Origin of the sequence: Colwellia psychrerythraea (assembly GCF_000764185.1) — a bacterium.
In the GTDB taxonomy this organism is placed as follows: Bacteria; Pseudomonadota; Gammaproteobacteria; order Enterobacterales; family Alteromonadaceae; genus Colwellia; species Colwellia psychrerythraea_B.
Map to the genome: position 1 here is coordinate 84,753 of NZ_JQEC01000044.1, position 26,019 is coordinate 110,771.

Sequence of the window (26,019 nt, forward strand, 5' to 3'; positions counted from 1 at the left end):
AGAGCAATTAATCGCGAGGTTAACTGAAATTTCTGTTGTTGGTAAAACTTTGAATCAAATTAAGCATGAATTCAGTAAAAAAACATAAGTCATTCAAGTAGGGCTAAAAACAGCAGGCTCTTAATGAGGCGTTATGTGTATATGAAACTATCAAAATGGAGTGTGTACATTGATAAAGTTAATGCTCGCAATAAGTCTCTTTGCAGGTGCAATATATTACATTATCGAAGATCAGTATAAGGTTGGCGTACCTATCCTTATAATTGCTGTCTTTTTCTCAAAATATGCAACGGGCTATTATTGGCTTGGGCTAGAAGTACTTATTGATTCAGATTCCGATAGCTCTTCTGATTCTTGTGGAGGAGATGGTGGTGGTGGTGGTGGTGGTGACTAAACTATACACATAACAAGAAAATAAATCAGGAAACAAGCTCAAGACTGAGCGATTCATCAGATAAAAAAGGTAGTGGATATTTTGGGGCTGCAAAGCAGTATACTGAGCATACAGGAGGTTTATTGCAAAGATTAGGGACGATCCACAAAAGACCATAAACTTAATGAAACTGGTACAATAAAAAACTTCACTAAATACCTTATTTTCCGGAAATTATTGATTTCATTTACCAGAAAGCTATAGCTGTATGTTGCAACTTGTTATAAAGTTATTCGCTCTACTATGAAAAATGAAATTATGAGGTAATTGTGTCGGTAAAAAAAGAAGCTGTCGGACAAGTTCGCCAGAAGAACGTCGCGCTTATTTTAACGGCGGCAAAAACAGAGTTTGTTACCCATGGTTTTAAAGGTGCCTCAATCAAGCGCATTGCTGAACGAGCAAACATTGCCAGAGCAAATATTCATTATTATTTCAATGATAAAACAGACCTTTATCAACAGTTACTCAACGAGATTATTGTCAGTTGGAATACTAGCTTTGATACCTTAAGCGTAGATGATGATCCTAAAACTATTCTTACTGCTTACATCCATGAAAAAATCATGCATGCTAAACATGATCCTGACGGTTCTAAAATATTTGCCAGTGAAATTATCCATGGTGCACCTATTCTAACCGAGTATTTGCATACTGAATTTAAACAGTGGTTAGATGAAAAAATCACTGTCATTGAAACTTGGATACAACAAGGAAAGATAGACGCTATCAATCCATATCATTTGTTATTTCTTATCTGGAGTTCCACTCAACATTACGCTGATTTTAATGTGCAGGTATTGGCTGGCTTTGGTAAAGAGGCGATGAATGATGATGATTTTGATGAAGTTGTTCAATCACTTACCGCCATTATCTTAAAAGGCTGTGGTTTAACAAAGTAATTGAATGATATTTTATTTTTCTAATTTAGCTAACAAGTCGATAACGCACATACGGCTTGTTAAATAAAGCAAAGATCATACTGATGGTTTTTCTGAAATCCAAAGCTTAATAGTTCCCTGCACTACTACAATATCGTCTTCATCATAGGCTGTGATATTAACCAGCATATCGCCTGGCTGCCAATCTTCTTGGTTTACCTTTGCTACACATCGAATATTACTGCCCGCTTTAGCGGTGTAATTGACTGTCATGCCTTTTGGGATCCAACGTAGATGTTTCGGAACTGAAGCTTCGGCCATAACGCCCATCGCCATTTCTAAACCGTTGCAAATGGCTATCACATGGACTGTTTTTATATGGTTAAAGACCTTTTTCTGTTTTTTGATAAGACAGGTGCATTGGTTAGGCACTAATTCCGAAATATTAGGACTAATTGTGGCAAAATAAGGCGCGACACGACTGACAATGATGGAGAATATTTTCTTGCCAAAAGGATATTTTTCAAATTTTTGATAGGTCGATAGAGTTTTATTAATCTGATTCATTTTAGGCTGATAATGTTCATATTAAGGACTAAGGCTAACTTATCATTAGCTGAACTTCTGCCCAAACAAAAGCCCACTATTTTTAATATTAGTGCTGTGAATGTCGTTAGTGCTAAATTTACCTGACAAAACGTGACTGCTTCTAGCTACAAAAGTGATTTTGAAAGTGGCAATGCTTATAAATCTGTATTCCAGCATGCAGAAATATCCATTCAAGGCTATTTCATCATATAAAAAATCCTGTACTAAGGTCCCAAAAAGACCTTTTTATTCCACATAATGGAACAGAACAACCCTTTACTTGCCAAAAAAAGCCGTTTATATTTCACTATGCGAAAAAAAAGACCACCCAAAGGTAGTCTTTTTTTCATTAATAAAACTTTTTACAACGTTTTATTATGCTTTTATTGATTTAAAGCATCTTTTAAAGCGGTCAAACATAGGGCTACATTTTCACTTTTAGCCGTATGTCCCATTAGGCCAATGCGCCATGCTTTACCTGCAAATGCACCTAAACCAGCACCTATCTCAAGATTATAATGCTCTAATAAGTAGTTTCTAACTTTCGCATCATCTGCGCCGTCTGGAATGTAAATAGCATTTAACTGAGGTAAGCGTTCTTCTTCAGGTACAATAAACTCAATACCTAATTCTTTCAGGCCTTTAGCTAGTACTTCATGCTGCTCTCTATGGCGTGCCCAACTGTTTTCTAGGCCTTCATCATGCAACATTACTAATGCTTCATGTAGAGCATATAACGAGTTTACTGGGGCAGTATGATGGTAACTACGTTTACCTTTACCAGACCAATAACCCATCACTAAGGTTTGGTCTAAGAACCAGCTTTGTATTTGAGTTTTACGATTCTGCACTACCTCTACAGCCTTAGGACTGAAAGAGATTGGTGAAATACCTGGCACACAAGACATACACTTCTGAGTACCTGAATAAATAGCGTCAATACCCCATTCGTCTACTTTAAGCTCAATACCACCTAATGACGTCACAGCATCAACAATCGTCAAACAATCATGCTCTTGGGCCATTTTACATAGGGCTTTAGCATCTGACACTGCACCTGTTGAAGTTTCTGCATGAACAAAGGCTAAGAACTTAGCATCTGGATGATCATGTAACGCTGCTTCTACCTTGTGTGTTTCAACAGCACGACCCCAAGGAGAGTCAACAACCACGGCCTCTGCACCTATTCTGGTAACGTTTTGGATCATACGGTCACCAAAAACTCCGTTACGACAAACAATGACTTTATCGCCAGCTTCTACTAAGTTTACAAAACATGCTTCCATACCTGCAGAACCCGGCGCTGATAAAGCAATGGTGAATTCATTTTTAGTTTGGAAAGCATATTGCAATAAGGTTTTTACTTCATCCATCATATTGACAAATAAGGGATCTAAGTGACCAATCGTTGGTCTAGCCAGTGCAGAAAGTACACGTGCACTTACATCTGACGGACCTGGACCCATTAAAATTCTTTCTGGTGGATTAAATGATTTAAAAGTCATAATTGCTTTGCCTCTATTTTGGTTTTAATTTTAATTTTTAGTTGTGTTTATAAAACAACCTGATGTATCTTAGTTAATCGCAACCTGACACATGTGTCAAGTTACGATAAATAGTGAAACATGGACATATTGAAAATAATTAAAACAAAAATTAATATAACTATATAAATAAAATTACATTAAGAGAGACACTATGAATATTAAAGCATCACTAACAGCACTAGCATTAACTGCAGCATTAAGTGCACCGATGGCATCAGCAGAAATCTGGGGCAATACTGAAGTTCAATTACAAGCAGGTGGTGAATTTGAACAAGGTTTCGGCAATACAGCAACGGGTACCATTACTACCTTTCAACATGCAGGTGGCTGGGAATACGGTGATAACTTCTTCTTCATTGACCATTCACAGTATTCTGGCAAGAATGGTAACCTTGATTCTGCTGAATTTTACGGCGAATGGTATTCTAACTTTAGCTTAGGTGTTTTAACGGGTAGTGACTTATCTTTTGGTCCAGTAAAAGACATTGGTTTAGTAGCTGGTTTTAACTACGCACCAGAAGTCGATAGTACTTGGGTATTACCTGGTGTGCGTTTAGCATTAGATTTACCAGGCTTTGCTTTTGCACAATTTGACATCACCGCATTTATCCATGCTAACGGCGCTGCTGACACACCGGCAAATGGCTTTGGTATTGTTGATGAAGATACTAGTTTTATGGTCGATTTTTCATGGGCCTTACCATTTAAATTGGGTTCTACCAACTGGAGCTTTGAAGGTCATGCCGAATATATTGATGGTCGTACACAAAGAAATACCTTTGGCACAGATGAACTAGAATCTTGGATATTATTACAACCACAAATTCGTCTTGATGTTGGTGAATTGATTGGTACACCATCTAACCGCTTATTCGCAGGTATTGAATACCAATATTGGAAAAACAAACTAGGTATGAAAGGTGTTGATGACAACACAGTTCAATTCTTAGCGGTTTGGCGTTTCTAATACTACTGAGCTAACTGCCTAAGCGTAAAATCAAAATAAGCCACTTTATTGCTACTTAACCTGAATTCTAGGTAATGAGTAGCAATAAAGCAGTTATCAATGGCTCGCTCAAGCCATTATTTAAAGTTTATCCATGTAACTAGTGCTCAATACACTTAGCAGCGAAAAGACACAGCCAGATGTTACAGCATGATCTTTTCACCTATATTTGCCAGTAATGGCTGAGCAAATTTGCTTAGCATTAAATGAACGTTAATCATCAGAAATTTATTTAGGTATGGGTAATCGTTCTTTTACCGGTACTTGTTAACCCCACAGTGCATTTATAGACACTGATAGAGGGTCGTATTTTTTATTTATTCGAAAATTGTCAAGTGAAAACCTCGCAGAAATTTTCTAATACCTGTTGTATAAATTAAGTATGTTTCTTTGCTGATAGGCAAGTGATGCTTTTTTATGCGACCAGTATTAACACCCGTTTTTAGGTATTCAGCATGCTACCCCCAACCAGCATGTTGAGTACCGCTTTTATTACAACTCTATTAACCTTATAACAATTAAAGTAGGTCACACATGTCTGATTTTAAACAAGCAGCTCTGGATTATCATGCCTTGCCAACCCCGGGTAAAATAGCGCTAGCAATCACCACACCCGCCGAAACAAGTGCCGATTTATCACTTGCATATAGTCCCGGTGTCGCAGAGCCCTGTAGAGAAATTGCCAACAACCCTGATGATGTTTACAAATATACGGGTAAAGGTAATACCGTTGCCGTTATTTCAAACGGAACTGCGGTATTAGGTTTAGGTAACCTAGGACCTATGGCGTCAAAGCCAGTAATGGAAGGTAAAGCGTTATTATTTAAACGTTTTGCCGACATTAACTCTTTCGATATTGAAGTAACCCATAAAACTACAGAAGAATTTATCAATACAGTTGCCTGTATTTCCGATAGTTTTGGTGGCATTAACTTAGAAGATATTAAAGCTCCTGAGTGTTTCATTATTGAAAAAGCACTAAAAGAGCGCTGTAAAATCCCGGTATTTCATGATGATCAACACGGCACTGCCATCGTCACTGCTGCTGCGATGATCAATGCCCTTGAGATTCAAAATAAGAAAATTGAACAAGCTAATATTGTTTGTTTAGGTGCTGGTGCAGCTGCCATTGCTTGTATGGAATTATTAATTCAATGTGGCGCTATGCGTGAAAAAGTCTACATGTTAGACACAAAAGGTGTCATTCATACCCGCCGTGATGATTTATCTGAATACAAAACTCGTTTCGCTAACAACACTGACAAAAGAACGTTAGACGACGTGATTGATGGCGCTGATGTCTTTTTAGGTTTATCTGGTCCTAACTTGCTTAAACCTGAGCAATTAAAGAAAATGGCAGACAACCCAGTGGTATTTGCGTGTTCGAACCCAGATCCAGAAATTAAGCCCGAGCTAGCACACAGTGTTAGAAGTGATTTAATTATGGCAACAGGCCGTTCTGATTACCCCAATCAAGTAAACAATGTATTATGTTTCCCGTTTATTTTCCGTGGTGCATTAGATGTTCGTGCCCGAAAAATTAACAACGAAATGAAAGTAGCCGCAGTACATGCCATCAGAGAATTGGCCAAATTAGACGTACCGAAGAGTGTATTGAAAGCCAGTGGCGAAGAGGCATTATCTTTTGGTAAAGGTTATATTATTCCTCGGCCAATGGACCCTCGTTTATGTAAAAATGTTGCCTTAGCCGTTGCGAAAGCCGCAGTAGATTCTGGTGTAGCTTCTCTACCATTGCCTGATAACTATATGAATGAAATTTAACTCATAAAGTGTACTAAAAATAACTACTAAGAACGAAGGCCGCTATTTTTAGCGGCCTTTTTTATACAACTTTTTATAGCCAGATCATGAATAACACAAAAAACACATACAATAACGAATGATTCGTATCCAGTTATATTTTATTCCATACAAATGTACTACAATCTCCCCGAATATCTGTTAACTAGTACTGGCTCAAGGTAAATACATGAATATAAGAAAAACTTTTTTTTGGCTGCATTTGATCATTGGTTGCAGCGCCGCCATTTTTATATTTTTAATGTCGATCACAGGTGTCGCATTAACTTATGAACGCCAAATGATTAAATTCGCCGAGCGTAGTGACTATCCAGAAACGCCAGCAGCTTCGACAACAACTTTGCCCTTGTCAGAAATTTTAACGATCGCCAGCAGCTTTCCAACAAAAAAGACTGCAGAAGTTGTGCTAGAAAATCAGCCCAATGCGCCGATTATTGTTAAAGATGGTCGAAAAAAAGTTGCGTATCTTAACCCTTATACTGGCGCAGAAATGGCGGTACCAGGCCAAGGCACTAAAATTTTTTTTAGTAAATTACGTGCATTTCATCGTTGGTTAACCTTAGATGGTAAGTTCAGTGAAACCGGCCGATGGGTTAATGGTATTGCCAATGTCATTTTTCTTATTTTAATCCTGTCAGGCTTGTATTTATGGCTACCTAAACGTTTCAAAGCCAGAGCATTTAAACAAAGACTTATCTTGTCAGGCAATTACCCTAATAAGAGCGCGAGAAACTCTCAATGGCATAACGTATTTGGTATTTATATGGCTCCGGTGCTTTTTGTTTTGGTTGTCACAGCATTTTTCTTTTCGTTTAAATGGCCAGGCAATACACTTAAAGGATTAGTCTCTACTGAGTCGGTGTCACTCACTAAGCCAAAAGAAATGACCACTCAGCAAGCCAATCAACAACTTGCTATCGCTGAGCAATTAGCCGCGGTAAAAGTACTTTACCCACAATGGCAAAGCATTCAATTCTCTTTAGGTAGCTCAGTAAACTCTAAGTTAAAAAGTACAGCAACCGACAATAAAATTTATAAAATTGATAAGGGCAATGGTGGTGAACCACAAAAGCGTATTAAGGTATTATTAAATACTTTTACGGGTGAAATGGTACAGGAACAAAAATTTGAGCAGTTATCTACTTATAGTCAATTACGTAGCTATATACGGTTTACTCATACGGGTGAGGCTTTTGGAATCTTTGGGCAAACCATTGCTGGCATAGCTTCATTATTAGCCTGCTTTTTGGTCTATACCGGCGCTATGCTTTCTTGGCGACGTTGGAGAAATAGTCGAAAAGTAAAAGCTGCTGTACCAGCGTACGTGAATTAGTGTCTGGATAATAAAGGTCAATAATAAAGGTTGATGCGTGAAACCCTTTCTCACTCATCAATCTTTACTTATTAGTTTTTATCTATGATTTATACTTTGAGTAAGTTTAAGCTTCAACTTAATCCCTTTTATATAAAGACTCTATCGTGCTTGTTGCTATGGTGTTGGCATTAATCATGTAGCCCGTTAACGCGCCAGAGGCATTTAGCGGTAATTCAAGCTTCTCAACAGATAGTGCATGAATGGTAAAACGGTAATGGTGCACGCCATGGCCTGCTGGTGGGCAAGCGCCACCAAAACCTCGGCTACCGTAATCATTTTGTATTTGCATACTACCCTTTGGTGCTAAATCTTTTGTAGTGCTACCTGCGCCTGCGGTAACTTCATTAACGTTAAGCGGAATATTAACAATTTGCCAATGCCACCAGCCACTACCTGTCGGTGCATCTGGATCATAAGCAGTAATAGCGAAGCTTTTAGTACCTTTAGGTGCGTCCGACCATTTAAGCTGTGGTGACAGATCACCACCAGTACAGCCAAAACCGGTAAATTCCTGTGCTTTAGACATAAACTTGCCCTCAGCGATATCTTGACTAGATAGTTTAAAAGTATCAGCGATTACAGCTGATGAAAAACTTAAGGTAAGTAAAGTAACTATTGTTAACGACTTAAACATAATCATGTTCCTTATTTATTGGATGGCTAGTTGGTTATCTAATTAACTATAAGTATTTTAGCCTGAGCCTAGATATTTTATAGACTGCATAGCGTCAACTTTTCGCCCTATTCCGTCACATTCTTTTTAGTTTTGCGTAAAGCTGAAGGTGTCAGACCAAACCTTTCTTTAAAGCGACTAGTAAATCGAGATTGTGACTGATAACCACATTGCTCCGCTATATACACAATGGCATGATTCGTAGTTTGTAATAAGTGCAATCCAAGGCCTAACTTGACTTGATCTTTAATTTCTTGAACTGTGGTGCCCTCCGCAGCTAACTTTCGTCTAAGGGTCGACTCGCTCATAGCAACTTGCTGACAAACAGTAGTGAGAGAAAGTTCTGCTGACGGTTTTTCACTGAACAAGGCATGTATTTTTTGCCCCAACTTATGCGGCGTTGCCATCGCTAAAATATCGGTATGACCCAAGTGATAGAGTAAATGCAGGATTTCTTTTCTGCGAATAGACCACAATTCTTTTGGTGCAAACAGCGACCACTCGACAAATTGCTGTAAACACTTTTCTAGCGCTACAGGTATTTCACCCTTGGTAAAATACTGCTTACTAGCTACATTCGGCCCTATGCCTAAAAAGTCCTCATACTCAAATTCAATCAATAGCGCATAGTATTCTTTTTCTTTGGGGATATTACGCATATTTATTGCTGGACTATCCGATAAAAAAATAAAATCACCAGCACGACAGACTATCTCTCCGTCTTTACCCAATTTTTTATCTCCATCAAGTACCGCAATAAACAATGGTTTTACCACAGGAACATTTAATAAGTGTTGTTCTTTTATTGAAGAATATACAGCGAAAGGCAGTGGGCGATCTTGTGTATTGACCACTTTAATGGCATTGATGAGCGTTCTCATGTGAATAGTCATGTGCAGAGGTATCGTTATAGTTGTAGTCTGATAGGATAAGCTAACTTAAACGCTGTTAAACATCACGCACAGCTGTGACAGTCACTTCTATCAAGACGTCACCCTCAAGGTTTACACCTAAGCAGGCACGTTGTGGCCAATGCTGAGCATTATCACCTAACCAGTTTTTCCACACCGCATCCATTAAAGGTTTATCACTCATTTTAGCGATATAGACTTGCGCAGAAACAATGCGACTTTTATCTGAGCCTAACTCAGCTAAGTTAGCCTCTATTGCAGTCAAAGTAAGTAATGTTTGTTGCTCAATAGCAACCGAAGTATCTGATGCTGTTGCTACCGTCCACACTAAATCTTTATAAGCCGATGACTTATTTCGACCATCATAAATACCTGCTTTTCTTTCAATCACTAGAGCATCCTTGAATAACTATTATCTAACCTGAACTCTGGATAATGAGTACTTGATGTTTAAGTAAAAACAATAACTTACGGTTATTAAAAATAGAATTTACCGGATTAAATAGCGATATACTCTATCAATGTTTCAATTTATTCTATTATCAAGGCAAAACGTTTATGAATAACGGGTTATTTATCGACGTTTTAACGATGATAATTGGATAAAGGGGAATATTGAGCAAATTCTGCTTATCCAGAGTTCAGGTTATCTAGGTAAAGGGTACCATAACAAATGATCTCAAAATGATAATTAATTGATTACCAGTGACTTAGCACAGCACTATATAAACTTACACATACCATGTCCCAGAGTATTACTTGGTCTTTGAATATAACCATAACGAGCATAAAAGTGCTCTTTACCTTGGGCGGCTAACAACCCTATGGTGGACCCTTTTTGAGCGCTAGAACATAAATAGCCTTCTATGCTATCCATTAGCACAGTACCAAGGCCTTGTTTATGATAACGGGGATCAACAATCACATCTTGAATATAAAAGAACATCGCGCCATCACCAACCACACGCCCCATACCTACAAGTTGTTCATTATGAAAAATAGTTACTAGAAACAAACTATTAGTTAAGCTCTTTTTTGCGAGGTTAACATCAAGCTCACCCCAACCAACTTTCAGGCGTAATTGTAAAAAGTCTTCAACTGAGGGGCTTGTTAACGAAAGGGTAAATTGTTCAGCTAACACTGTGACCTCCATGTATTCCAACATCACCTTTCGATAGTATTTTAATCTTCAGCAAGGGCTTCAAACTCCTTCCTTTTTGCAGCAAACCATTGATTCATTGCTTCGGGATCCTTCATCAATTCGCTCATATCAGCCATAGCTTTTAAATGGGCAGAATCTTTTTTCTGCATCATATCCATTGCATGCTGTTTACTCTGCTCGGCCATTTCTTCAAAAGTATTACCGTGGAATTCTCTATCACAAGCACCACCTAACTGATTACAATTCATCGTTTTCATGCATATCTCCTTAAAAAATAAAATTAATAAGTAGAGCTTAGCTTAATGACACAGCTAAATCCCTTGTTACCTTCGTAATGTCATTTCCTGAAAACCCATTCCATCTCTTTCTTTTGCATCGCCCACAACTTTAAAGCCGAATTTTTTATATATTGGTACTGCATTTAAAGAGGACCTAAGGGTATAACATTTAGCAACACATTTTGTGGTGGCATAGTCCCATAAATAACGGGCAACACCTTTACCCTGATGATCTTCTGAGACAAATAAATGATATAGGTAACTATCTCCTTTAAAAGCTAAATAACCAGCAATACTCCCTTGAATTTCATAGACAAAATTATTGTATTCGGTACTTTCAATCCTTTGTAAAAATGCCTCTTTAGTGAGCGTTTCAGAAAACCAATGAGGGAGATTCGCGTCTTTATCTGCTAGGTAGAAATGTGATAATGACTCAATAAGCTGACAGAGGCTGTTAATGTCTTGCTTCGTAGCAATTCTGATATTCATGACTTCCCTTAAGGCTAAAAAACTTAGCTAAATAATTCACTAAGCCAATCAAAAGTTAATACAGTGGTGAATATTTTTAGTGCGATAACACCAATAAAGAGCACAATGGCCGCAGCTTTTATTTTTTTGCTTTTAAGGTTATGCCAATATAATAATTTGCTTTTCAGCTCACTTTTTAGCTCTGCTAGATCTTCTTTCATAAAACGCTCTTAGTGAGATTTTGAGCTAGGTTATCAGGCCTTCCCCAACTATAAATAAATTCTTTCACCTTGTTATCACATGGGGTGTGCCAATAAGCTGTGGCGAGATTCTTAGCGCCTTTCGCTTCATAAAAACCTATTGCATTGTTATTGCACTCTAAAACCTCGAGGTATAAATCATGATCACTATAGTTAGCCATTGACCAAGATGCTGCAGCCGCTAATAAACGAGATCCTGTACCTTGACCTTTGCCGCCGACTTTTACATGAAGATTATCTATTATGGTGCCATATTTAGGGTGATTAGCGCCTAAGACACAAATAAACCCACAAAAAGTAGTGCCTAACTCCGCCACTAATACTAATTGGTTACTCTCAGGACTTGTTAACCTCTGTGTCCACACCGCCTCCCTTTCTGAGAAAACCTTGTCATTAAGATAATCAGCTGAAAGTACCGGATGATAATTATCACGCCAGCTTTGTGCGTGTAAGCCGGCAATATTGATCAGGTCGTCTAAAGTCGCTTCTCTGATAATCATAATTTGGGTTTACTCCAGTTAATTCGGTATATTATCGGTGATGCCAAATATCGGCACTCAATTCCTCACTATACCTTTGTTAAACAAAGCAGCAAGGTGAACAAAGTAACTATTTATGTATGATATTTATTGTTAAACAATATCAGTGATTTTTTGGGCTATTCAAGCATTATCAAGCAAAAAAAATGGCTGTTTAAATGAATAAACAGCCATTGTGCCTTTACTTAGTACGCGATGCCTACCAAGCCCCTTACTGTTAACTAATTGGTTGGGAAAACATTAGTTTAAAGTAAGCAGTTAAAGCAAAAAGTTAAAGTTCCAGCTTTATAGTTGGAAGTAAGTCGCTAAACCTTTTTCTTCGGCTAATTGAGCCGCTACTGAAGCAACAGCTAAATCTTGCAAACCAACACCAGTACCATCAAACAATGTAATTTGATCATCAGAAGTACGACCCGGTTTTGTACCATTGATGACATCACCAATTGGTGTAATGTCAGATTCTTTTATCAAACCAGAAGCAACAGCATGCTGTGCTTCACCAATCGTAATAGACTGAGCAATTTCATCAGTGAATACAGTAGCAGCAGCTAATAAATCCGCATCAACTTCTTGTTTGCCTTTAGTATCAGTCCCCATACAAGCGATGTGAGTACCCGGCTTGATCCAATCTTTTTCCATTAACGATTCAAAAGCAGAAGTAATAGTAATGATTACATCAGCTTGTGCACCTAATTCTTCACGAGTTACCGACTCAAATGGCAAACCTAATTCTTTAGCAACCGCTTCAAGGTTAGGCAGCATGTCAGGATGGAAATTCCAGGCAACAACTTTTTCAAAATCGCGTTGCTCAACCGCAGCACGTAATTGGAAAGTTGATTGATGCCCAGCACCAACCATACCCAATACTTTAGCGTCTTTACGTGCTAAATGGGCGATTGAAACCGAAGAAGAAGCAGCAGTACGTACTGCTGTTAAGTAGTTACCGCCAACAAGTGATTTTAACTTACCTGTATCGGGATCAAATAAAATAACCGTTGATTGATGGTTGGTTAAACCTTGAGCCATATTATCTGGCCAGTAACCGCCAGACTTTAAGCCCAACACCATACCGTCTCGATCAAAACCAGATTTAAAACCGTAAAGCGCACCTGCATGGCCAATATCTTCACGAATCACAGGGAAGTTATAAGCGGTATTTTTAGCCATAGCAGCAAATACGTTTTCTACCGCAGTAAAGGCTTCTGAGCGACCAATAATTTCTTGGCAGATTTCTTCAGAAACAACTGATACACCTTTGTTAACGGGTAAAGAGTTTTCTGGTGAAGTGTTTTGTAAATTACTCATAATTTATATCCTCTAAAAAGATTAAGACCAAGCAGATTGATTTATTGAAAATTTAGCGAGAGTTTATCTCTTGGTATAAGCCCTCGACGAATGTCGAGGGTGAAGGGTGCTATTTAATAAGCAGCTAGTTAATAGCTACTATTAAAATGCTTTACCACGTGCTGATACTGGCCATAAGGTTTCAACTTTACCGTTACGTACACCTACGTAATAATCGTGCACGTTACAAGTAGGATCACAGTGACCGGGTACTAACTTTAGTTTTTCATTAATTTTTAATACGCCAGTAGCATCTGAAATAACACCATGTTCATCAGAACACTTGATGTATTCAACATCGTCACGACCAAAGATATACGGTAAACCACTGTCTACAGATTGTGCTTTAAGGCCTGCATCACAAATGGCTTTGTCTGCTTTGGTATGGCTCATAACAGACGTTAAGATGAATAATGAGTTTTCGAAATCAGTAATTTTCTCACCTGACTCATCACGAATAGTTTGGTAATCAGCATCCATAAATGCGTAAGAACCACACTGTAATTCATTGAACACACCTGAATTACCTTCGAAATAGTAAGAGCCAGTACCACCACCACCAACGATATCACTCTCAAGGCCTTCAGCTTTAAGCATTTCAATTGTGGTAGCTACCATATCAATAGCGATGTTAGTTTTTTCTTGGCGATCGCTGTAATGCTCCATGTGCTGCATCGCACCTTGGTAAGCTTGAATACCTGCGTATTTCAAATTTTGTGCAGCGTCGATAGCTTTAGCAATATCCACTACCGGCTGACCAGATTGAACTCCACAACGGCCTGCACCACAATCGATCTCTACTAAACACTCAAGTTGAGTACCTTCTTTAACTGCAGCAGCAGAAAGATCAGCAACGTTTTCAAGATCATCTACACAAACAATTACCCGTGCGCCAAGTTTAGGCATCTTAGCTAAACGTTCGATTTTCTTAGCATCACGTACTTGGTTAGACACTAAAACGTCTTTAATACCACCACGTGCAAAAACTTCAGCTTCTGATACTTTTTGACAACAAACCCCACAGCTATCGCCAAGTTTTTCTTGTAATAAAGCAATGTCTACTGACTTGTGCATTTTACCGTGAACACGGTGGCGTACACCCATTTCGTTAGCCATTTTTCCCATCTTAACGATGTTACGCTCTAATGCGTCTAAATCTACTACTAAACAAGGTGTTTGAATGTCAGCTTCGTCCATGCCTGGAAGTGCTGGAACATCATAACCTACTTCTAAATCGCTTATATTTGACATAATTTTCTCCAAAGTTTTAAATTTTATTTTCTTAATTTGAGTATGTTTAAATTCTGCTTTCTTAAATTGAATGTACTTAATTTATAACGAGTCTGCTTGAACCTATTTGGCCATCCACGGCAGTTTGTCTAAATCAACATTGCCACCCGTTATGATTACCCCAACACGTTTACCCTTGAACACTTCAGGGTTATTCAAAATACAGGCGACAGTCACGGCTGAGCTTGGCTCGATAACAATTTTCATTGTTTTCCAAACCAGCTTCATCGCCGCTACAATTTCGTCTTCAGTACAGGTAAAAATGTCTGCTACATGATTACTAACAAAGTGCCAAGTTAGATCTTTTAAAGGCACTTTAAGGCCGTCAGCAACAGTATCTGGCGCATCATCAGCAATAATGTACCCAGCTTTAAAAGAGCGTGCAGCATCATCGGCATTTAAAGGTTCAGCTGCGTAAACCTTAACGTTTGGCGCAACATTTGAAATGGTTAAACAAGTACCTGAAATCATACCGCCACCGCCAATAGGGGCGATTACAGCATCAAGATTGTCAACTTGTTCAAGTAGTTCTTTTGAACAAGTTGCTTGACCGGCAATAACACGGGGATCGTTGTATGGATGAACAAAATCAGCACCTGATGCAGCGACAACATCAGCAAAAACCGCTTCGCGAGAAGATGTTGACGGTTCACATTCAACTATTTTTCCACCGTAGCCGATTACCGCATCTTTCTTCGCTTGTGGTGCAGTACGTGGCATTACCACGGTAACGGGGATACCACGTCGTCCAGCTGCATATGAAAGTGATAAAGCATGGTTTCCTGAAGAATGCGTGGCAACACCAATTTTTGCTTCCTCATCTGTTAAACCAAAGACAGCATTACAGGCACCACGTACTTTAAATGCGGCCGCTTTTTGTAAATTTTCACATTTGAAAAATAACTCAGCGCCTGTCATCTCATTCAAACGAGTTGACGTAAGTACTGGAGTTTTATGGATGTAAGGTTGAATGCGTTCATGGGCAACGAGTACATCTTCGTAGCTTGGAATGATCATAGTCGGTTTGGTTGAACTGCTCATATGTTCCTCTTTATCTTTCTTTTGGTATAGACCTTGATATTGCCGTGATATTAGTCATGGCTTTGCTCGTATTTATGGTCAGCTTGTTGTGTTTTTCAGCCATTGATATGTCAGCCGTTTAGTAACTACGTATTCAAACTGTTCACTTAACTTAAGTGCGCCAACAAAATGCTATTTCTCAATAATCAGTCTTTATGTGAGTATTAATTTGTAGAATATTTTGTTTATTGCGTTTGAATTTCACCTTATGAAAAACAACCTACACTGGCAAATAACAGACATTCCACCATGTGAAATATGAGGTTTTTGTCATAATACGGAATACAACAAAGTGCTGATAAATATGAAATTAAAGACCTTGCACTGGTAATAGAAGTTATGAATTTCACAATGTGAAACTGGCAAACTATAATTAATGATGGTTTTTGTCGCTTTTAGACTTATATTTAAATCAAAAGTTGACACAAGAGTCAAGAAAGGAGATGTTATATCAATCAAATTAATCAATCGTGCAAATTTTAATGAGAGTAAATTTTCAAAAACAAGGCGCTAAATTGTGCAATAGCTGGCTATTGAGATTGAAAGCAACAATGTTATGGAATATTTAGACCATTTAAAAAGATCACTTAATTTGTTTTATTGATATTAAATAGATTATTAAACTAAGCCTGTAAAATGAGCGGTAACATTATGACTAGAGTTAAACCAGAATCTCGCATTCAAGTAATCGACAGAGCAGCGACATTACTCGATGCTATATCACGCTATACCATGCCGGTAACACTAAAAGCGCTGAGTGCAGATACCAACTTGGCGCCGTCTACAGCTTTTCGTATATTACATTCGCTTATCGATAATCATTTTGTTGACCGCGACAATACCGGTAAATATCAGCTAAGTGGCCGACTCATTAGGCTGAGTAATTATCAATATCAGAACGTTGATTTCCGTAAGGTAGCGATTCCATATATGGAAAAGCTGCGTGATAAATTTGGTGAAACCATCAACCTTACCGCTCGCGAAGGTGATGTTGTTATTTACGTAGAAAAAGCGATTCCCAATAGGATGATGCATGTTCAACAAATTATTGGTAGCCGTGCACCACTGCATGTAACTGGCGTGGGTAAGATGATGTTAGGAATGGAAGGGCTTGAAGGTATTGTAGGTTATGCACAACGAACAAATTTACCTACTTACACCCGAAAAACATTTTCAGATATAGATAGTTTAGAGCGCGAGTGTGTGCGCTGTGTTGAGCAAGGTTTCGCTTATGACAATGAAGAAGCAGAAATAGGTGTAGGTTGTATTGGTGTACTTTTATATGACAGATACGGTGAAGTTGTTGCCGGTTTATCTGTATCTGCGCCTATTGAACGACGCAGAGATGAATGGATTAAAGACTTAGTTAAAGCAGGTAAGTCTATTTCCATTGAACTAGGTTTTGTTAAAAGTGAACATGCCATTAAAAAAGCCAGTTAAAAATATTTTGTAATCTTAAAGGGATTACATCAGCTGAGGTGGTTACTCACCGTCAATATACTTGCCTCGACCAAGCTGAACCAGTTTTAAAATTAGAAGAGTAGAAACTATGTTGACAATAAATAGACTAAACCAAACGGAAGCAAAAACAGTAATCGACGGAGCAGTACAAAAAGCTAAAGAACTAGGCATACCTATGTGCATTGCCGTTACCGATGAATCAGGTAACTTAATTGCCTTTGAACGCATGGATGGCGGTAAAGTACACAGTATTACTATCTCACAAGATAAAGCATTTACTGCGGCCTCGGCACGTAAGGGTACCCATGAATTTAACAAGGCCTGTATTCCAGGCCATAAAAATAATTTATTTGGTATTCATACCGCTTTAGGTGGCCGTATGTGTATTGTTGGTGGCGGATTGCCGATAACTTTCAATGGCACAGTGGTGGGTGGCGTTGGCGTTAGTTCAGGTTCGCCAGAGCAAGATCTCGGTTGTGCACAAGCAGGAGTAGATAGTTTTAGTAAAGCCTACGCCTAAGCTAAGGTGCTAACACAATAAAATACTTAACCGCTAAAGCCCGGCAGCTTTAGCGTTTTTGTGTTCAATTCAATCAACACATATATTCTATAAGTTGTTCCTAAAGTCATAAATATATGGGATATTAGCCGCCTTTAATAATCTTCATCCATACGGATTGGTATGTCTAAAAAAATTGCCCTATTCATTTTTATAATCGCGATTTACTTCGCCTCAAGCTCTAGCTATTCCTTAATTAATCTTCTCTCTGAGCCAAAAGATGAGCCAGAATCAGAGCAAAAAGTAGTAGAACTCACTAAAACTTATACACCCCAGCTGTGGACTGATTTTAAAGTATTAGATATCGATGCTGAACTATGCTCTTTAAAAGGTAAAAACATATTAGAATCATTAAGTTTTAAGTCGATTAGAAGAAACATGAAATACGACAAAGCTAAATACACTTACGGCAAGTTTAATAATAACCAAGTATCAATTACTTGTGCAAAGCTTGAAGATCGTACTTTTGTTTATACCTCCGTGGCAGGACCTGATGCAGAAATAGTTGAACGTTTAAGAAATGAAATAGTACAGAAACTTTAATGCGTTGTTTAACCGTTAGTTTTGGCGATATTTTACCATCACCCACTTACTGACTAACCCCGTAATAACGCATAATAAAACTAAAATCATTAAACTCATGCGCGCTGTGCATATAGCCACTGAATACACGTATATGCTGCCATAGATAAATAGAGCTGCTCTTGTAGTGCAATAAAACTATAACTTTACTGTTTCCTTACGTTTCTTTACTTATAAATGGCTATCATAACCACTTGTTTTTCTATTCTGCTGCCAAATTATATGATGTTGTTGAAAACTATTTTTTTTATCTTACTTATAAGTTTATTTGCTACAACAGGCTGTAGCAGTAATGAAGTAAAAATAACCGAGGTGTTTCGTAGTCATATTCGAACTGATGACAGCAAATTATTTACTTTTTCTATCATTTTTTTTGGTAATTCTGATTCAAAACCACTGGGAAGTGATAATAATAATTTAGATAAACAACAGAAGCGAAGCAGACAAGGTAAAGGCCGAGGCAACAAAAGTAATACAGAAAAAAATACCGAGAAGAAGCCTAACAAACAGCGTGCAGATAAAAAACAATCACGACAAGATAAAATGATGAAAGAATTAGAGGCTCGAATGGCTGAAAAGCTTGCAGATAATAGCTATTGTCGAAAAGGTTTTTTTGAGCTCGAACGCAGCTTAAATAAAACTATTTTTACTATACATGGTGAATGTAATGAAAGTGCTACTGCAGCGGATAGAGAGAACTTCCCGCAGGTAAAACGGGTTGATTAACCATAAAGAGCTGCTAAAAACTAACGCTGCTAGCAGCGTTAGTTAATATTATGAATTATTTAGCGGTTTATTTTTTCAATAGCTTTAACTGTTCGATAACATTGTTCGCATTAGGGTTTAGCTTTAAAGCAATCTGGTAAGATTTAATCGCTTTTTCTTTATTACCAATCTCTTGCCATATCCCTGCAAGGCTACTCCATGCTTTTTCAGAGTTAGGGAATTTAGAGGTTAACCACACAAATGCGGATAACGATGCATTTAACCCCGCAGAGTACCTAATGCCATAGGCATTATACCAAATGAAATATTCAATCGCGGATTGTTCACTATCAAAGGCTTTACTTAGACCTGCATAGACAAGCTGCAGGTTTTTACTGTCTTGAGCTAACACTGCTGAGATAAATTGTTGAGAAAGATGAGCCATATTAAATTGTTCAGCATCAACTATGGCCATTAAGCTATCAGCTAAAATATCTGTCCAGACACTATTCGCATTACCATTGGTCAAATAAGCGATGGTATAACTATCTTCATTGGCATCATCTTTAAAATAATGTCTTATTTTGACTCTATTGCCGCCGTCATGACCTATCTGTTGATAACCATCTCTCTTTTCATATTCGAAGCCAAAAGCATAATCTCCCTGTTGACCATTAAGTAATGCCATTGGCTGCTGCACTTTTGTTAAAGTATCCCGATTAACCAGTTTTCCCGTTACTAAAGCTGACATAAAAGTTGTTAAATCTTCTGCTGTGCTATACAACCCTGAATGTGCGTAGGTATATTCAGGCCAATCTATATCGTTGTTTTTTAGTAAAATACCGTCTTTACCTTGGTAGCTACTGACCATATTAGTAATTATCGCCTTTGCACTGGCATGGCCGGTATTTGTTAGGCCTAATCGTTTGATGATAAATTCTTGAACCAGAGTTTGATAACTCTTAGCCGTCTTGGTTTCTAAAATTTCCGATAAAATAAGAAAATTAGTATTGTTGTAACGATTTTCACTGCCCATTACAAAGTGCTCAGGCTCTTCTGCTAATGATAAAAATACTGCTTTTTTTGTCGGTAAAAACCGACCTTTTTTCATAGCAATATCAAAGTAACGAGGAATGCCTGAGGTATGGTTTAACGTATGTTCAAGGGTAATTTTCTGCCAATGTTTGGGCAGATAGGGTAAATAATAACGAATGGATTTTTTTACATCTAAAATTCCATTTTCAACAAAATACATCACCAAAACACTGGTAAATAACTTAGTCACTGAATAACCTGGATATATATGTTTATCAGCAATGGGCACTGCTAATTCAACATTAGCAAAGCCATGCTTGCCCTGATAAATCAGCTTATTATTTTTAAGAATTCGTACCGACTGTCCGGCAATACCATACCTCTCGCTGTTTAGTTTTAATTGCTGATCAAGTTGTGTACTTATTAAATCACTTATCTGTTCATCCGCTTTTGATGAAGAAGATATAACCAGTAAATAGGCTATAAAAAAAATGTGAAACTTCATGTTTATCCTGGCTAATGTTTACTTAAAATGACTTGACCACATTACAGCAAAACACACACCAGAATGTAACATACTGCTTTATATAGTATTCACTGTAAAATTTAGTTGATGTATTCCCAATAAAGGGAATATTGATCCATAAAAGGGACAATCACAATACATAACCGGCATATTGAAAATTAGTGATATCGACTTAAACCTTGACAAGAGACCATCAGTCCCTTAATATAAAATTAAGAGACCACCAGACACTTATATAACAAGATGAATTGGCAACGCGCAAGAACAAACGAAAAGAAGAATGAGCGAAAAGCGGCTATTTATCAGGCGGCTTTCACTTTATTTAAAAAGAACGGCTACGATAAAGTCAGTTTCAATGGTATTGCTACAGAAGCAGGTTTTACAAAATCCAATATGTATCGCTACTTTAGCTCCAAAGAAGAAATATTTTTAAATGTTTTTGCTGAGCTATTCCAAGCATGGTTTGAGGACTGTAATAAGCAACTGCAGGCACTTGAACCAAACGAACAAGTTAAACACTTTGCCAGCACCTGGGTGCAGTCACTTTTGTCTCATCCACAGTTTCTTGATTTAACGCCCATTCTTTTTACCGCTCTTGAAAAAAATAGTTCTTTTGAGCAATTGTTGGAATTTAAAAGATTAGCGATGAATCTACTTTATAGAATTTCTATCGAAATCAGTCGTATTTATCCAGACATAAATAATGAACAAGCCTTTCAGTTTTTAACACTAAGTTATGCCGCGATGGCTAATTTTTGGGCAGCAAATTCACAAAGCGAAGCACTACAAAAAATCTATCAACTTGAAGAGTTCGCTGCATTAACACCCAATTTTAAAAAAGACCTCACCACTTCAATTGAAATAATTATTCGAGGTTTAAGAACAAATTAATCGAGAAATAACTAAACCGTAGAGGCTACTCACTATTGTAGTGGCTGGAAATATTCCATTTATAATAAGGTAAATCTTATGGCACATCACACAGAAAATACAATCAAGGTAAATATTCCTGCAGCACAAATTTGGCAAGTACTAGCAGATTTTAGCAGTGTTGAAAGATTCGCAACCACAATTAAAACATCCCCCATCGTTGGTGATATCAATTCAGGACTTGGAGCAAAGCGGTTATGTACCTTTAATGATGGCTCAAGCTTAGTTGAAGAAATTATAGATTTTCAAGACGGGCAAGGTTTCAAAATGGAGCTTTCTGAATTTTCACTGCCGTTAAAGAGCATGTTTGCCGAAATGGGAGTGAAAGAAATTGATGCAAATACTAGTGAACTGTACATGTCAGCTGATTTTGTCGTAAAAGGAGGTCCGTTAGGTAGTTTAATGGGACATTTAATAATGCGACCTGTAATGAAAGGCGTTTTCAAAAAGCTTTTGACTGGCTTGGCCTATCACTGTGTGACAGGAAAACGAGTGGAAGAAAAATTACCCGCTAATAATGAGCTTAGCTCAATAGTTATCGGTTAGTTATTTTATGAACCTTACATTTAAAAACAAGAACTACGGTCCATCTGAAGCATGACTTGATTAAGTTATCTTCCAATATGTAAGCCGTGCTACGGTGAACCTTAATACTAAGATTCACCGTTTATTGCTTTAACTCTTCATTCGCCCCAGTTGCCCGTGCTCAGCAAATTTCTTAACGTAACTAAATACTAACTTACCTAAGTAATTGCTATGTTTTCTTATCTGTAGCCAAGACCCAGTGCAGCCCCTGTATAGCTGTAGTAGGAAAAGCCGTTTGATGATTAGCCTCAGGTATTACCAACATTTTTACCGTTAATTTTTCTTGCTGCCAAGTAAGTATTTTTTGATAAAATTGTTGAGCATCTTCAACCATTTCATAAGAACTTTCCAGCGCCTTACTTTCACGCTCACCTATGGCAATAAACACATTAGCGTTGATATCAACCATGTTCAGAGAAGCTTTATCGGCTAACGCAAATAGTGACTTATTATCAAACCAATAAGATGGACTGCCTAGGATATAGTTTTTAAACATATCCGGCTTGGTCAACAAGATATAACTGCCAAACAAACCACCAAGGGAATTACCAATAAAGGTTCTCTGCTTAGTATCCACCCGATAGTTTGCTGCCATATAATTAAAAACGTCTTTTTCTATAAACGTCATATGTTGCTGGGCGCCACCCGTGTTCTTTTTCCATTGAGAATTTTTTGATGGTGTATAATCGAGTACTCGACTCGTATCCCCCTTTGATCCTTTGGCATAAGAAATACCAACAATAATTGCTTCTGCCATTTTGCCGCTATTCATTGGATAGCGAGTGGCACCGGAAACAATTTGAAAGCTATACCAGGCATCGGTGAGGTAAATTACCGGATATTTTTTGTCTATATTATTGCTATAACTCTTTGGCAGCTTGATGAATAATGGATAAATACGTTTACTAGTAGAATCTTGCAGATCTACAACTGAGCTTCTTGGAATTTCAAACGGCTGCGCTGCGTTTGAAGACGGAGATAATACGACTAAAAATATTATTAAGACTAATAATGGCAAGCTAAACGACTCCTTAGGTAAAGTAAATTATAAGCAAAAACGCTGAATTCAAAGCGACCTTCCTTAGATTAATTATTAGTTGGTAAAGCCCCTATCGACCTGAGTATGTCTCGCACTATCGCCTGTCTTTTATAGACATCTTTCATTCTCTCAGGGGTATCAATGTTTAAAGCAAAAAATACTGGCCCCGTTGGCCATTCAACCCAACCAACCCACCAACCATGTTTCCCTTGCCAGCCCGTTTTAGCACGTAGAATCCATTTTTTTTGTGCTTCAACCACCATGATATCTTTCACTAATAACTGGTGTTCCACCTTAAAGGGAAGTTCGTTTTTGTAAAGTCGCTCAAGGAATTCTATTTGCTCATGGGCTGAAATAGCAAGTTTACCATCAATCCAATAACTGCCTTGAGCGGTTGTTGGGTCGGCATTGCCATAACTAACTTTCTTTAAATAATTTCCTGCTTTTTTCTCGCCAAGTTGCTCGGCAAAAATATCATAAACCCACACAGCAGAATTACGCATGGCAGAACGTAAATTTTGATCTTGATTATGGGGTGAATAACCTCTTTTTATCCCGTCCCAAGGAAAAACTTGAAACTCATCTTTAACTAAACCAGCATCGAGAGCAAAAAGGCTATGGGGAATTTTATACGTAGAAGCTGGAGAGTAACGCTGCTTGGCGCGTTTTTGATTAAAGACATAGCTTTTATTTTCTTTGCTACGTTTATCAAGCACAACTATCGTGCCCTTGGCATTATATTTCTTAAAATACTCACCTAGAGCTGCATGCGCATTTTCACCTTCAAGAAATGTTTTTGCTTGAGCAGCGGAGCTTATAACCAAGCTGCCTATTAACATAACAGCCGTTATGACAACAGATTGAAATATTGATATTTTTTTCATGAATAACTTATTAAAGAAGAGAATAGTACTAACAGAGATAATACGGAACGATTATCAGTAAGAGAAATACTTATCTGTAACAAAAAAGCCTGCTTCTACTATATAAGCAGGCTTTTCAGATTATCTATAACACTTAATCTAGGACTAAGTACTAGCCTTCTTTAACGGTTTTCTCTGGGTTTATTTTACCGTCCATCACTTTCTGGCTCAGTCCGTAATAACGCATAGTGAAAGTAAAATCATTGCCTTTGGTATCAATATTATTAACGGCTGTTTGACCACAATTAAAAGATACAGTTACTGAGCCGTCTTTATTTTCTTTCCAGGTATTAGAGCTAACATGTTTTACACCTTCAATTAAGTAACGATCTTGACTGTAAGCTGTAACTGATGTGAAGTACTTTGACTCTGGATTTTCAAAAGTCGTTAATAAGCACTTATCACCATCTAACATGACAGAGTTAGTATATTTATTGGCTATATTCACTTCTGGTGATGATCCCCCCCAACCATTAGCATTCTCTAAATTCCACTGATGACGATCAGTAATGTCTTTAGACGTACGTGGAAAAGTATACTCAAACGCAGCGCCACTAGTTTCTTTAGTTAAACGCGAGACCCATGTCTCAACTTCATCAAAATCATAATTTTGTATTTCATAAGTACCGAATTTAAAACTATCTGTTTTAATAAACGTTTGAGCATAACGTGCTGCCTCTAAGCCTTTTTCAGTACCTGTGCGGTAAATTAACATCGCAAAATCACTTTCAATGGCAACACTGTAATCGCCAGCAGCTACAACGTAATGCTCGCCATGACCGCCTTCATTTACCACCTGCACCGCCATGTAAATATCACTTTTTGGAATAGAGAAGTTAATTTTTCCTTCAACCGCTTCAGCAATAACAATCGAGTACAAGGTATCATCATTCATTTGTACTGTTGGCGCTGCTTTACCTCTTGCGGGTAATTGCTTCATATGGACAATATCTTTGTTAGCGCCAAGCATGGTCCAGTTTCTAAAATTACGTGCTGTTTCTGAATGAGCAAAGTTAGCTTCAGTTATTGTGATGGTACTGTCATTAGGCGTTACTGTTGAACTTTTAATTTCATTGGTGCTTGCTGTACATCCTGAAAGCACTGTGACCACAGATAACACGATAAGTGATTGTTTGATATTGACGTTAAATTTCATGATAATTTCCCTGTTAATGATTCCTGATAAGTATCTGCAAATATAGTAGTGCATTTTTCAAAGCCAATCTAATGATCTAAACACATCTACGATATGTGCCTAGCGCATATTAGTTAAACTTATCTATGCAATGGAAGGGTTGATATTTCACAACATGAAAATATTTTAAGTACTTCAAGCACCCGTGGTCAATTTAGCCACACCAGTAGTCAATTAAACCACTTAATCGCACAGCATGTCTATGCTTGAAAATTAAGTTTGATTCTGATTTAAATAAAAACATTAATTATCAATACTATAAAATAATTTTCATGACTGGCACAGCACTTGTAATAGTCTAATCACCAAGAAGGAAATAACTATAAATATGAGCGAAATAATAATATTTCGTAAACTAAAACATTTGGAGAATACCATGACTACAATTAAAACAACTCTTATCGCATTAGCTACAGCAGTTCCAGCATTAGCTTTTAGCTTAACAAGCCAAGCAACTACTTCGTCATATATGGACACTGCATTAGTTGAAGTATGTAAAGCAGCTCAAAGTAATAACATATTAAAATTGCAGTCAGCAATAAAATCTTACCATTTACAGAATAAGACTGTTGCCCTAAAAGTTATGTGCAATGGCGATGATATTATTACTTTTGCAGAGAAAAAAGGCGCAACAAAAACGGCGGCTAAATTACAAAAAAGCGTTGGTGGCGTTAGTATTACTGATGTAGCCCTAATTGAAAAAATCAATGTAACCTTTACCGAGTCATAATTATGCGCGTAAACAATAGCACTTAATATATTTAATTAAGTGCTTGGTTTACCCTAACTATTGTTAATAAATACTCCCCCATATTCGAAAGCTGTA

28 protein-coding genes and 1 pseudogene are annotated in these 26,019 nt (G+C 37.6%); 12 read left to right on the plus strand and 17 right to left on the minus strand.

Features of this window, described 5'->3' with window-relative positions; all coding sequences use genetic code 11:
* Positions 1-169 precede the first annotated feature (169 nt).
* Positions 170-394 (plus strand): hypothetical protein, encoded by a 225-nt coding sequence (locus tag GAB14E_RS07285; protein ID WP_156115755.1) that lies wholly within the window; start codon positions 170-172, stop codon positions 392-394.
* A gap of 308 nt (positions 395-702) precedes the next feature.
* A complete protein-coding gene (locus tag GAB14E_RS07280; RefSeq protein WP_033083237.1) occupies positions 703-1,332 on the plus strand; it encodes a TetR/AcrR family transcriptional regulator in 630 nt (209 codons plus the stop codon).
* Positions 1,333-1,407: 75 nt separating this feature from the next.
* On the opposite strand, the gene GAB14E_RS07275 is transcribed toward GAB14E_RS07280, so the two are convergent.
* The gene (locus GAB14E_RS07275; RefSeq protein ID WP_033083238.1) at positions 1,408-1,878 is read right to left on the minus strand and encodes a hotdog fold domain-containing protein; all 471 of its coding nucleotides are present in this window, start codon (positions 1,876-1,878) and stop codon (positions 1,408-1,410) included.
* 404 nt (positions 1,879-2,282) lie between these two features.
* Positions 2,283-3,404 carry a pyridoxal-phosphate-dependent aminotransferase family protein gene (locus GAB14E_RS07270; RefSeq protein WP_033083239.1) on the minus strand — a complete coding sequence of 374 codons (1,122 nt, stop codon included), beginning with the start codon at positions 3,402-3,404 and terminating at the stop codon, positions 2,283-2,285.
* 193 nt (positions 3,405-3,597) lie between these two features.
* On the opposite strand from GAB14E_RS07270, the gene GAB14E_RS07265 reads away from it, so the two are divergent.
* From GAB14E_RS07265 to GAB14E_RS07255, 3 genes are all read left to right on the plus strand, one after another.
* Positions 3,598-4,413: a hypothetical protein gene (locus tag GAB14E_RS07265; protein ID WP_033083240.1), complete on the plus strand. Its 816-nt coding sequence runs from the start codon at positions 3,598-3,600 to the stop codon at positions 4,411-4,413.
* Positions 4,414-4,986: 573 nt separating this feature from the next.
* A complete protein-coding gene (locus GAB14E_RS07260) occupies positions 4,987-6,234 on the plus strand; it encodes a malic enzyme-like NAD(P)-binding protein (RefSeq protein WP_033083241.1) in 1,248 nt (415 codons plus the stop codon).
* Positions 6,235-6,442: 208 nt separating this feature from the next.
* Complete coding sequence (locus tag GAB14E_RS07255; protein WP_033083242.1) at positions 6,443-7,606, plus strand: PepSY-associated TM helix domain-containing protein; 1,164 nt, start codon at positions 6,443-6,445, stop codon at positions 7,604-7,606.
* A gap of 118 nt (positions 7,607-7,724) precedes the next feature.
* On the opposite strand, the gene GAB14E_RS07250 is transcribed toward GAB14E_RS07255, so the two are convergent.
* From GAB14E_RS07250 to bhcB, 11 genes are all read right to left on the minus strand, one after another.
* Positions 7,725-8,282: a YbhB/YbcL family Raf kinase inhibitor-like protein gene (locus tag GAB14E_RS07250; RefSeq protein WP_033083243.1), complete on the minus strand. Its 558-nt coding sequence runs from the start codon at positions 8,280-8,282 to the stop codon at positions 7,725-7,727.
* Between the two features lie 107 nt (positions 8,283-8,389).
* Positions 8,390-9,202, minus strand: coding sequence for a helix-turn-helix transcriptional regulator (locus tag GAB14E_RS07245; protein WP_033083244.1), 813 nt, complete (start codon positions 9,200-9,202; stop codon positions 8,390-8,392).
* A 67-nt stretch (positions 9,203-9,269) separates the two neighbouring features.
* A complete protein-coding gene (locus GAB14E_RS07240) occupies positions 9,270-9,623 on the minus strand; it encodes a Rid family hydrolase (protein ID WP_033083245.1) in 354 nt (117 codons plus the stop codon).
* 330 nt (positions 9,624-9,953) lie between these two features.
* Positions 9,954-10,385 (minus strand): GNAT family N-acetyltransferase, encoded by a 432-nt coding sequence (locus tag GAB14E_RS07235; protein WP_033083246.1) that lies wholly within the window; start codon positions 10,383-10,385, stop codon positions 9,954-9,956.
* A 29-nt stretch (positions 10,386-10,414) separates the two neighbouring features.
* Complete coding sequence (locus tag GAB14E_RS07230) at positions 10,415-10,651, minus strand: PTS sugar transporter subunit IIA (RefSeq protein ID WP_033083247.1); 237 nt, start codon at positions 10,649-10,651, stop codon at positions 10,415-10,417.
* A 66-nt stretch (positions 10,652-10,717) separates the two neighbouring features.
* Positions 10,718-11,161: a GNAT family N-acetyltransferase gene (locus tag GAB14E_RS07225; RefSeq protein WP_033083248.1), complete on the minus strand. Its 444-nt coding sequence runs from the start codon at positions 11,159-11,161 to the stop codon at positions 10,718-10,720.
* Positions 11,162-11,184: 23 nt separating this feature from the next.
* The gene (locus GAB14E_RS25125) at positions 11,185-11,361 is read right to left on the minus strand and encodes a hypothetical protein (protein WP_197061230.1); all 177 of its coding nucleotides are present in this window, start codon (positions 11,359-11,361) and stop codon (positions 11,185-11,187) included.
* Positions 11,358-11,900, minus strand: coding sequence for a GNAT family N-acetyltransferase (locus GAB14E_RS07220; protein ID WP_033083249.1), 543 nt, complete (start codon positions 11,898-11,900; stop codon positions 11,358-11,360). The genes GAB14E_RS25125 and GAB14E_RS07220 overlap by 4 nt, the downstream gene beginning before the upstream one ends.
* A gap of 324 nt (positions 11,901-12,224) precedes the next feature.
* Positions 12,225-13,244 carry an iminosuccinate reductase BhcD gene (gene bhcD / locus GAB14E_RS07215; protein ID WP_052093845.1) on the minus strand — a complete coding sequence of 340 codons (1,020 nt, stop codon included), beginning with the start codon at positions 13,242-13,244 and terminating at the stop codon, positions 12,225-12,227.
* 141 nt (positions 13,245-13,385) lie between these two features.
* The gene (bhcC, locus tag GAB14E_RS07210; RefSeq protein WP_033083250.1) at positions 13,386-14,534 is read right to left on the minus strand and encodes a 3-hydroxy-D-aspartate aldolase BhcC; all 1,149 of its coding nucleotides are present in this window, start codon (positions 14,532-14,534) and stop codon (positions 13,386-13,388) included.
* A gap of 102 nt (positions 14,535-14,636) precedes the next feature.
* Positions 14,637-15,614, minus strand: a complete 978-nt coding sequence (gene bhcB / locus GAB14E_RS07205) for a beta-hydroxyaspartate dehydratase BhcB (protein ID WP_033083251.1) — start codon at positions 15,612-15,614, stop codon at positions 14,637-14,639.
* Positions 15,615-16,304: 690 nt separating this feature from the next.
* Here bhcB and GAB14E_RS07200 point away from each other — a divergent pair.
* The 4 genes from GAB14E_RS07200 (at position 16,305) to GAB14E_RS07190 (ending at position 18,981) form a co-directional block, all read left to right on the plus strand.
* Positions 16,305-17,093 carry an IclR family transcriptional regulator gene (locus GAB14E_RS07200; RefSeq protein WP_033083344.1) on the plus strand — a complete coding sequence of 263 codons (789 nt, stop codon included), beginning with the start codon at positions 16,305-16,307 and terminating at the stop codon, positions 17,091-17,093.
* Between the two features lie 109 nt (positions 17,094-17,202).
* On the plus strand, positions 17,203-17,634 hold the full coding sequence (locus tag GAB14E_RS07195) for a GlcG/HbpS family heme-binding protein (RefSeq protein ID WP_033083252.1): 432 nt from the start codon (positions 17,203-17,205) through the stop codon (positions 17,632-17,634).
* A gap of 162 nt (positions 17,635-17,796) precedes the next feature.
* Positions 17,797-18,216: a hypothetical protein gene (locus GAB14E_RS0123235; protein WP_052093847.1), complete on the plus strand. Its 420-nt coding sequence runs from the start codon at positions 17,797-17,799 to the stop codon at positions 18,214-18,216.
* Between the two features lie 270 nt (positions 18,217-18,486).
* A complete protein-coding gene (locus GAB14E_RS07190) occupies positions 18,487-18,981 on the plus strand; it encodes a hypothetical protein (RefSeq protein ID WP_156115756.1) in 495 nt (164 codons plus the stop codon).
* A gap of 67 nt (positions 18,982-19,048) precedes the next feature.
* Here GAB14E_RS07190 and GAB14E_RS0123240 read toward each other — a convergent pair whose 3' ends face one another.
* On the minus strand, positions 19,049-20,500 hold the full coding sequence (locus tag GAB14E_RS0123240; RefSeq protein WP_052093849.1) for a serine hydrolase: 1,452 nt from the start codon (positions 20,498-20,500) through the stop codon (positions 19,049-19,051).
* A gap of 264 nt (positions 20,501-20,764) precedes the next feature.
* On the opposite strand from GAB14E_RS0123240, the gene GAB14E_RS07185 reads away from it, so the two are divergent.
* Together GAB14E_RS07185 and GAB14E_RS07180 are read left to right on the plus strand one after the other, a co-directional pair.
* Complete coding sequence (locus GAB14E_RS07185) at positions 20,765-21,412, plus strand: TetR/AcrR family transcriptional regulator (RefSeq protein WP_033083254.1); 648 nt, start codon at positions 20,765-20,767, stop codon at positions 21,410-21,412.
* 78 nt (positions 21,413-21,490) lie between these two features.
* Positions 21,491-21,997: an SRPBCC family protein gene (locus GAB14E_RS07180; protein WP_033083255.1), complete on the plus strand. Its 507-nt coding sequence runs from the start codon at positions 21,491-21,493 to the stop codon at positions 21,995-21,997.
* 208 nt (positions 21,998-22,205) lie between these two features.
* Here the strand turns inward: GAB14E_RS07180 and GAB14E_RS07175 are convergent, their stop codons facing one another.
* The 3 genes and pseudogenes from GAB14E_RS07175 to GAB14E_RS07165 all read right to left on the minus strand — a co-directional run bounded on the left by GAB14E_RS07175 (position 22,206) and on the right by GAB14E_RS07165 (position 25,154).
* A complete protein-coding gene (locus tag GAB14E_RS07175; RefSeq protein WP_033083256.1) occupies positions 22,206-23,054 on the minus strand; it encodes an alpha/beta hydrolase in 849 nt (282 codons plus the stop codon).
* Positions 23,055-23,122: 68 nt separating this feature from the next.
* A pseudogene (blaOXA, locus tag GAB14E_RS07170) lies at positions 23,123-23,833 on the minus strand (class D beta-lactamase); the annotation flags it as partial.
* A gap of 277 nt (positions 23,834-24,110) precedes the next feature.
* Entirely contained in the window at positions 24,111-25,154 is a 1,044-nt protein-coding gene (locus GAB14E_RS07165; protein WP_033083258.1) for a DUF1254 domain-containing protein, read from the minus strand.
* 415 nt (positions 25,155-25,569) lie between these two features.
* Here GAB14E_RS07165 and GAB14E_RS07160 point away from each other — a divergent pair, with 415 nt between their 5' ends.
* Positions 25,570-25,923, plus strand: coding sequence for a DUF3718 domain-containing protein (locus tag GAB14E_RS07160; protein WP_033083259.1), 354 nt, complete (start codon positions 25,570-25,572; stop codon positions 25,921-25,923).
* Positions 25,924-26,019: the final 96 nt, after the last annotated feature.

Bases quoted from the DNA above. Each gene is read 5' to 3' on its own strand.
- GAB14E_RS07275 (WP_033083238.1), bottom strand. From the start codon at position 1,878: ATGAATCAGATTAATAAAACTCTATCGACCTATCAAAAATTTGAAAAA.
- GAB14E_RS07270 (WP_033083239.1), bottom strand. From the start codon at position 3,404: ATGACTTTTAAATCATTTAATCCACCAGAAAGAATTTTAATGGGTCCA.
- GAB14E_RS07265 (WP_033083240.1), top strand. From the start codon at position 3,598: ATGAATATTAAAGCATCACTAACAGCACTAGCATTAACTGCAGCATTA.
- GAB14E_RS07260 (WP_033083241.1), top strand. From the start codon at position 4,987: ATGTCTGATTTTAAACAAGCAGCTCTGGATTATCATGCCTTGCCAACC.
- GAB14E_RS07255 (WP_033083242.1), top strand. From the start codon at position 6,443: ATGAATATAAGAAAAACTTTTTTTTGGCTGCATTTGATCATTGGTTGC.
- GAB14E_RS07250 (WP_033083243.1), bottom strand. From the start codon at position 8,282: ATGTTTAAGTCGTTAACAATAGTTACTTTACTTACCTTAAGTTTTTCA.
- GAB14E_RS07245 (WP_033083244.1), bottom strand. From the start codon at position 9,202: ATGAGAACGCTCATCAATGCCATTAAAGTGGTCAATACACAAGATCGC.
- GAB14E_RS07235 (WP_033083246.1), bottom strand. From the start codon at position 10,385: ATGGAGGTCACAGTGTTAGCTGAACAATTTACCCTTTCGTTAACAAGC.
- GAB14E_RS07230 (WP_033083247.1), bottom strand. From the start codon at position 10,651: ATGAAAACGATGAATTGTAATCAGTTAGGTGGTGCTTGTGATAGAGAA.
- GAB14E_RS07225 (WP_033083248.1), bottom strand. From the start codon at position 11,161: ATGAATATCAGAATTGCTACGAAGCAAGACATTAACAGCCTCTGTCAG.
- GAB14E_RS25125 (WP_197061230.1), bottom strand. From the start codon at position 11,361: ATGAAAGAAGATCTAGCAGAGCTAAAAAGTGAGCTGAAAAGCAAATTA.
- GAB14E_RS07220 (WP_033083249.1), bottom strand. From the start codon at position 11,900: ATGATTATCAGAGAAGCGACTTTAGACGACCTGATCAATATTGCCGGC.
- bhcD (WP_052093845.1), bottom strand. From the start codon at position 13,244: ATGAGTAATTTACAAAACACTTCACCAGAAAACTCTTTACCCGTTAAC.
- bhcC (WP_033083250.1), bottom strand. From the start codon at position 14,534: ATGTCAAATATAAGCGATTTAGAAGTAGGTTATGATGTTCCAGCACTT.
- bhcB (WP_033083251.1), bottom strand. From the start codon at position 15,614: ATGAGCAGTTCAACCAAACCGACTATGATCATTCCAAGCTACGAAGAT.
- GAB14E_RS07200 (WP_033083344.1), top strand. From the start codon at position 16,305: ATGACTAGAGTTAAACCAGAATCTCGCATTCAAGTAATCGACAGAGCA.
- GAB14E_RS07195 (WP_033083252.1), top strand. From the start codon at position 17,203: ATGTTGACAATAAATAGACTAAACCAAACGGAAGCAAAAACAGTAATC.
- GAB14E_RS0123235 (WP_052093847.1), top strand. From the start codon at position 17,797: ATGTCTAAAAAAATTGCCCTATTCATTTTTATAATCGCGATTTACTTC.
- GAB14E_RS0123240 (WP_052093849.1), bottom strand. From the start codon at position 20,500: ATGAAGTTTCACATTTTTTTTATAGCCTATTTACTGGTTATATCTTCT.
- GAB14E_RS07185 (WP_033083254.1), top strand. From the start codon at position 20,765: ATGAATTGGCAACGCGCAAGAACAAACGAAAAGAAGAATGAGCGAAAA.
- GAB14E_RS07180 (WP_033083255.1), top strand. From the start codon at position 21,491: ATGGCACATCACACAGAAAATACAATCAAGGTAAATATTCCTGCAGCA.
- GAB14E_RS07165 (WP_033083258.1), bottom strand. From the start codon at position 25,154: ATGAAATTTAACGTCAATATCAAACAATCACTTATCGTGTTATCTGTG.
- GAB14E_RS07160 (WP_033083259.1), top strand. From the start codon at position 25,570: ATGACTACAATTAAAACAACTCTTATCGCATTAGCTACAGCAGTTCCA.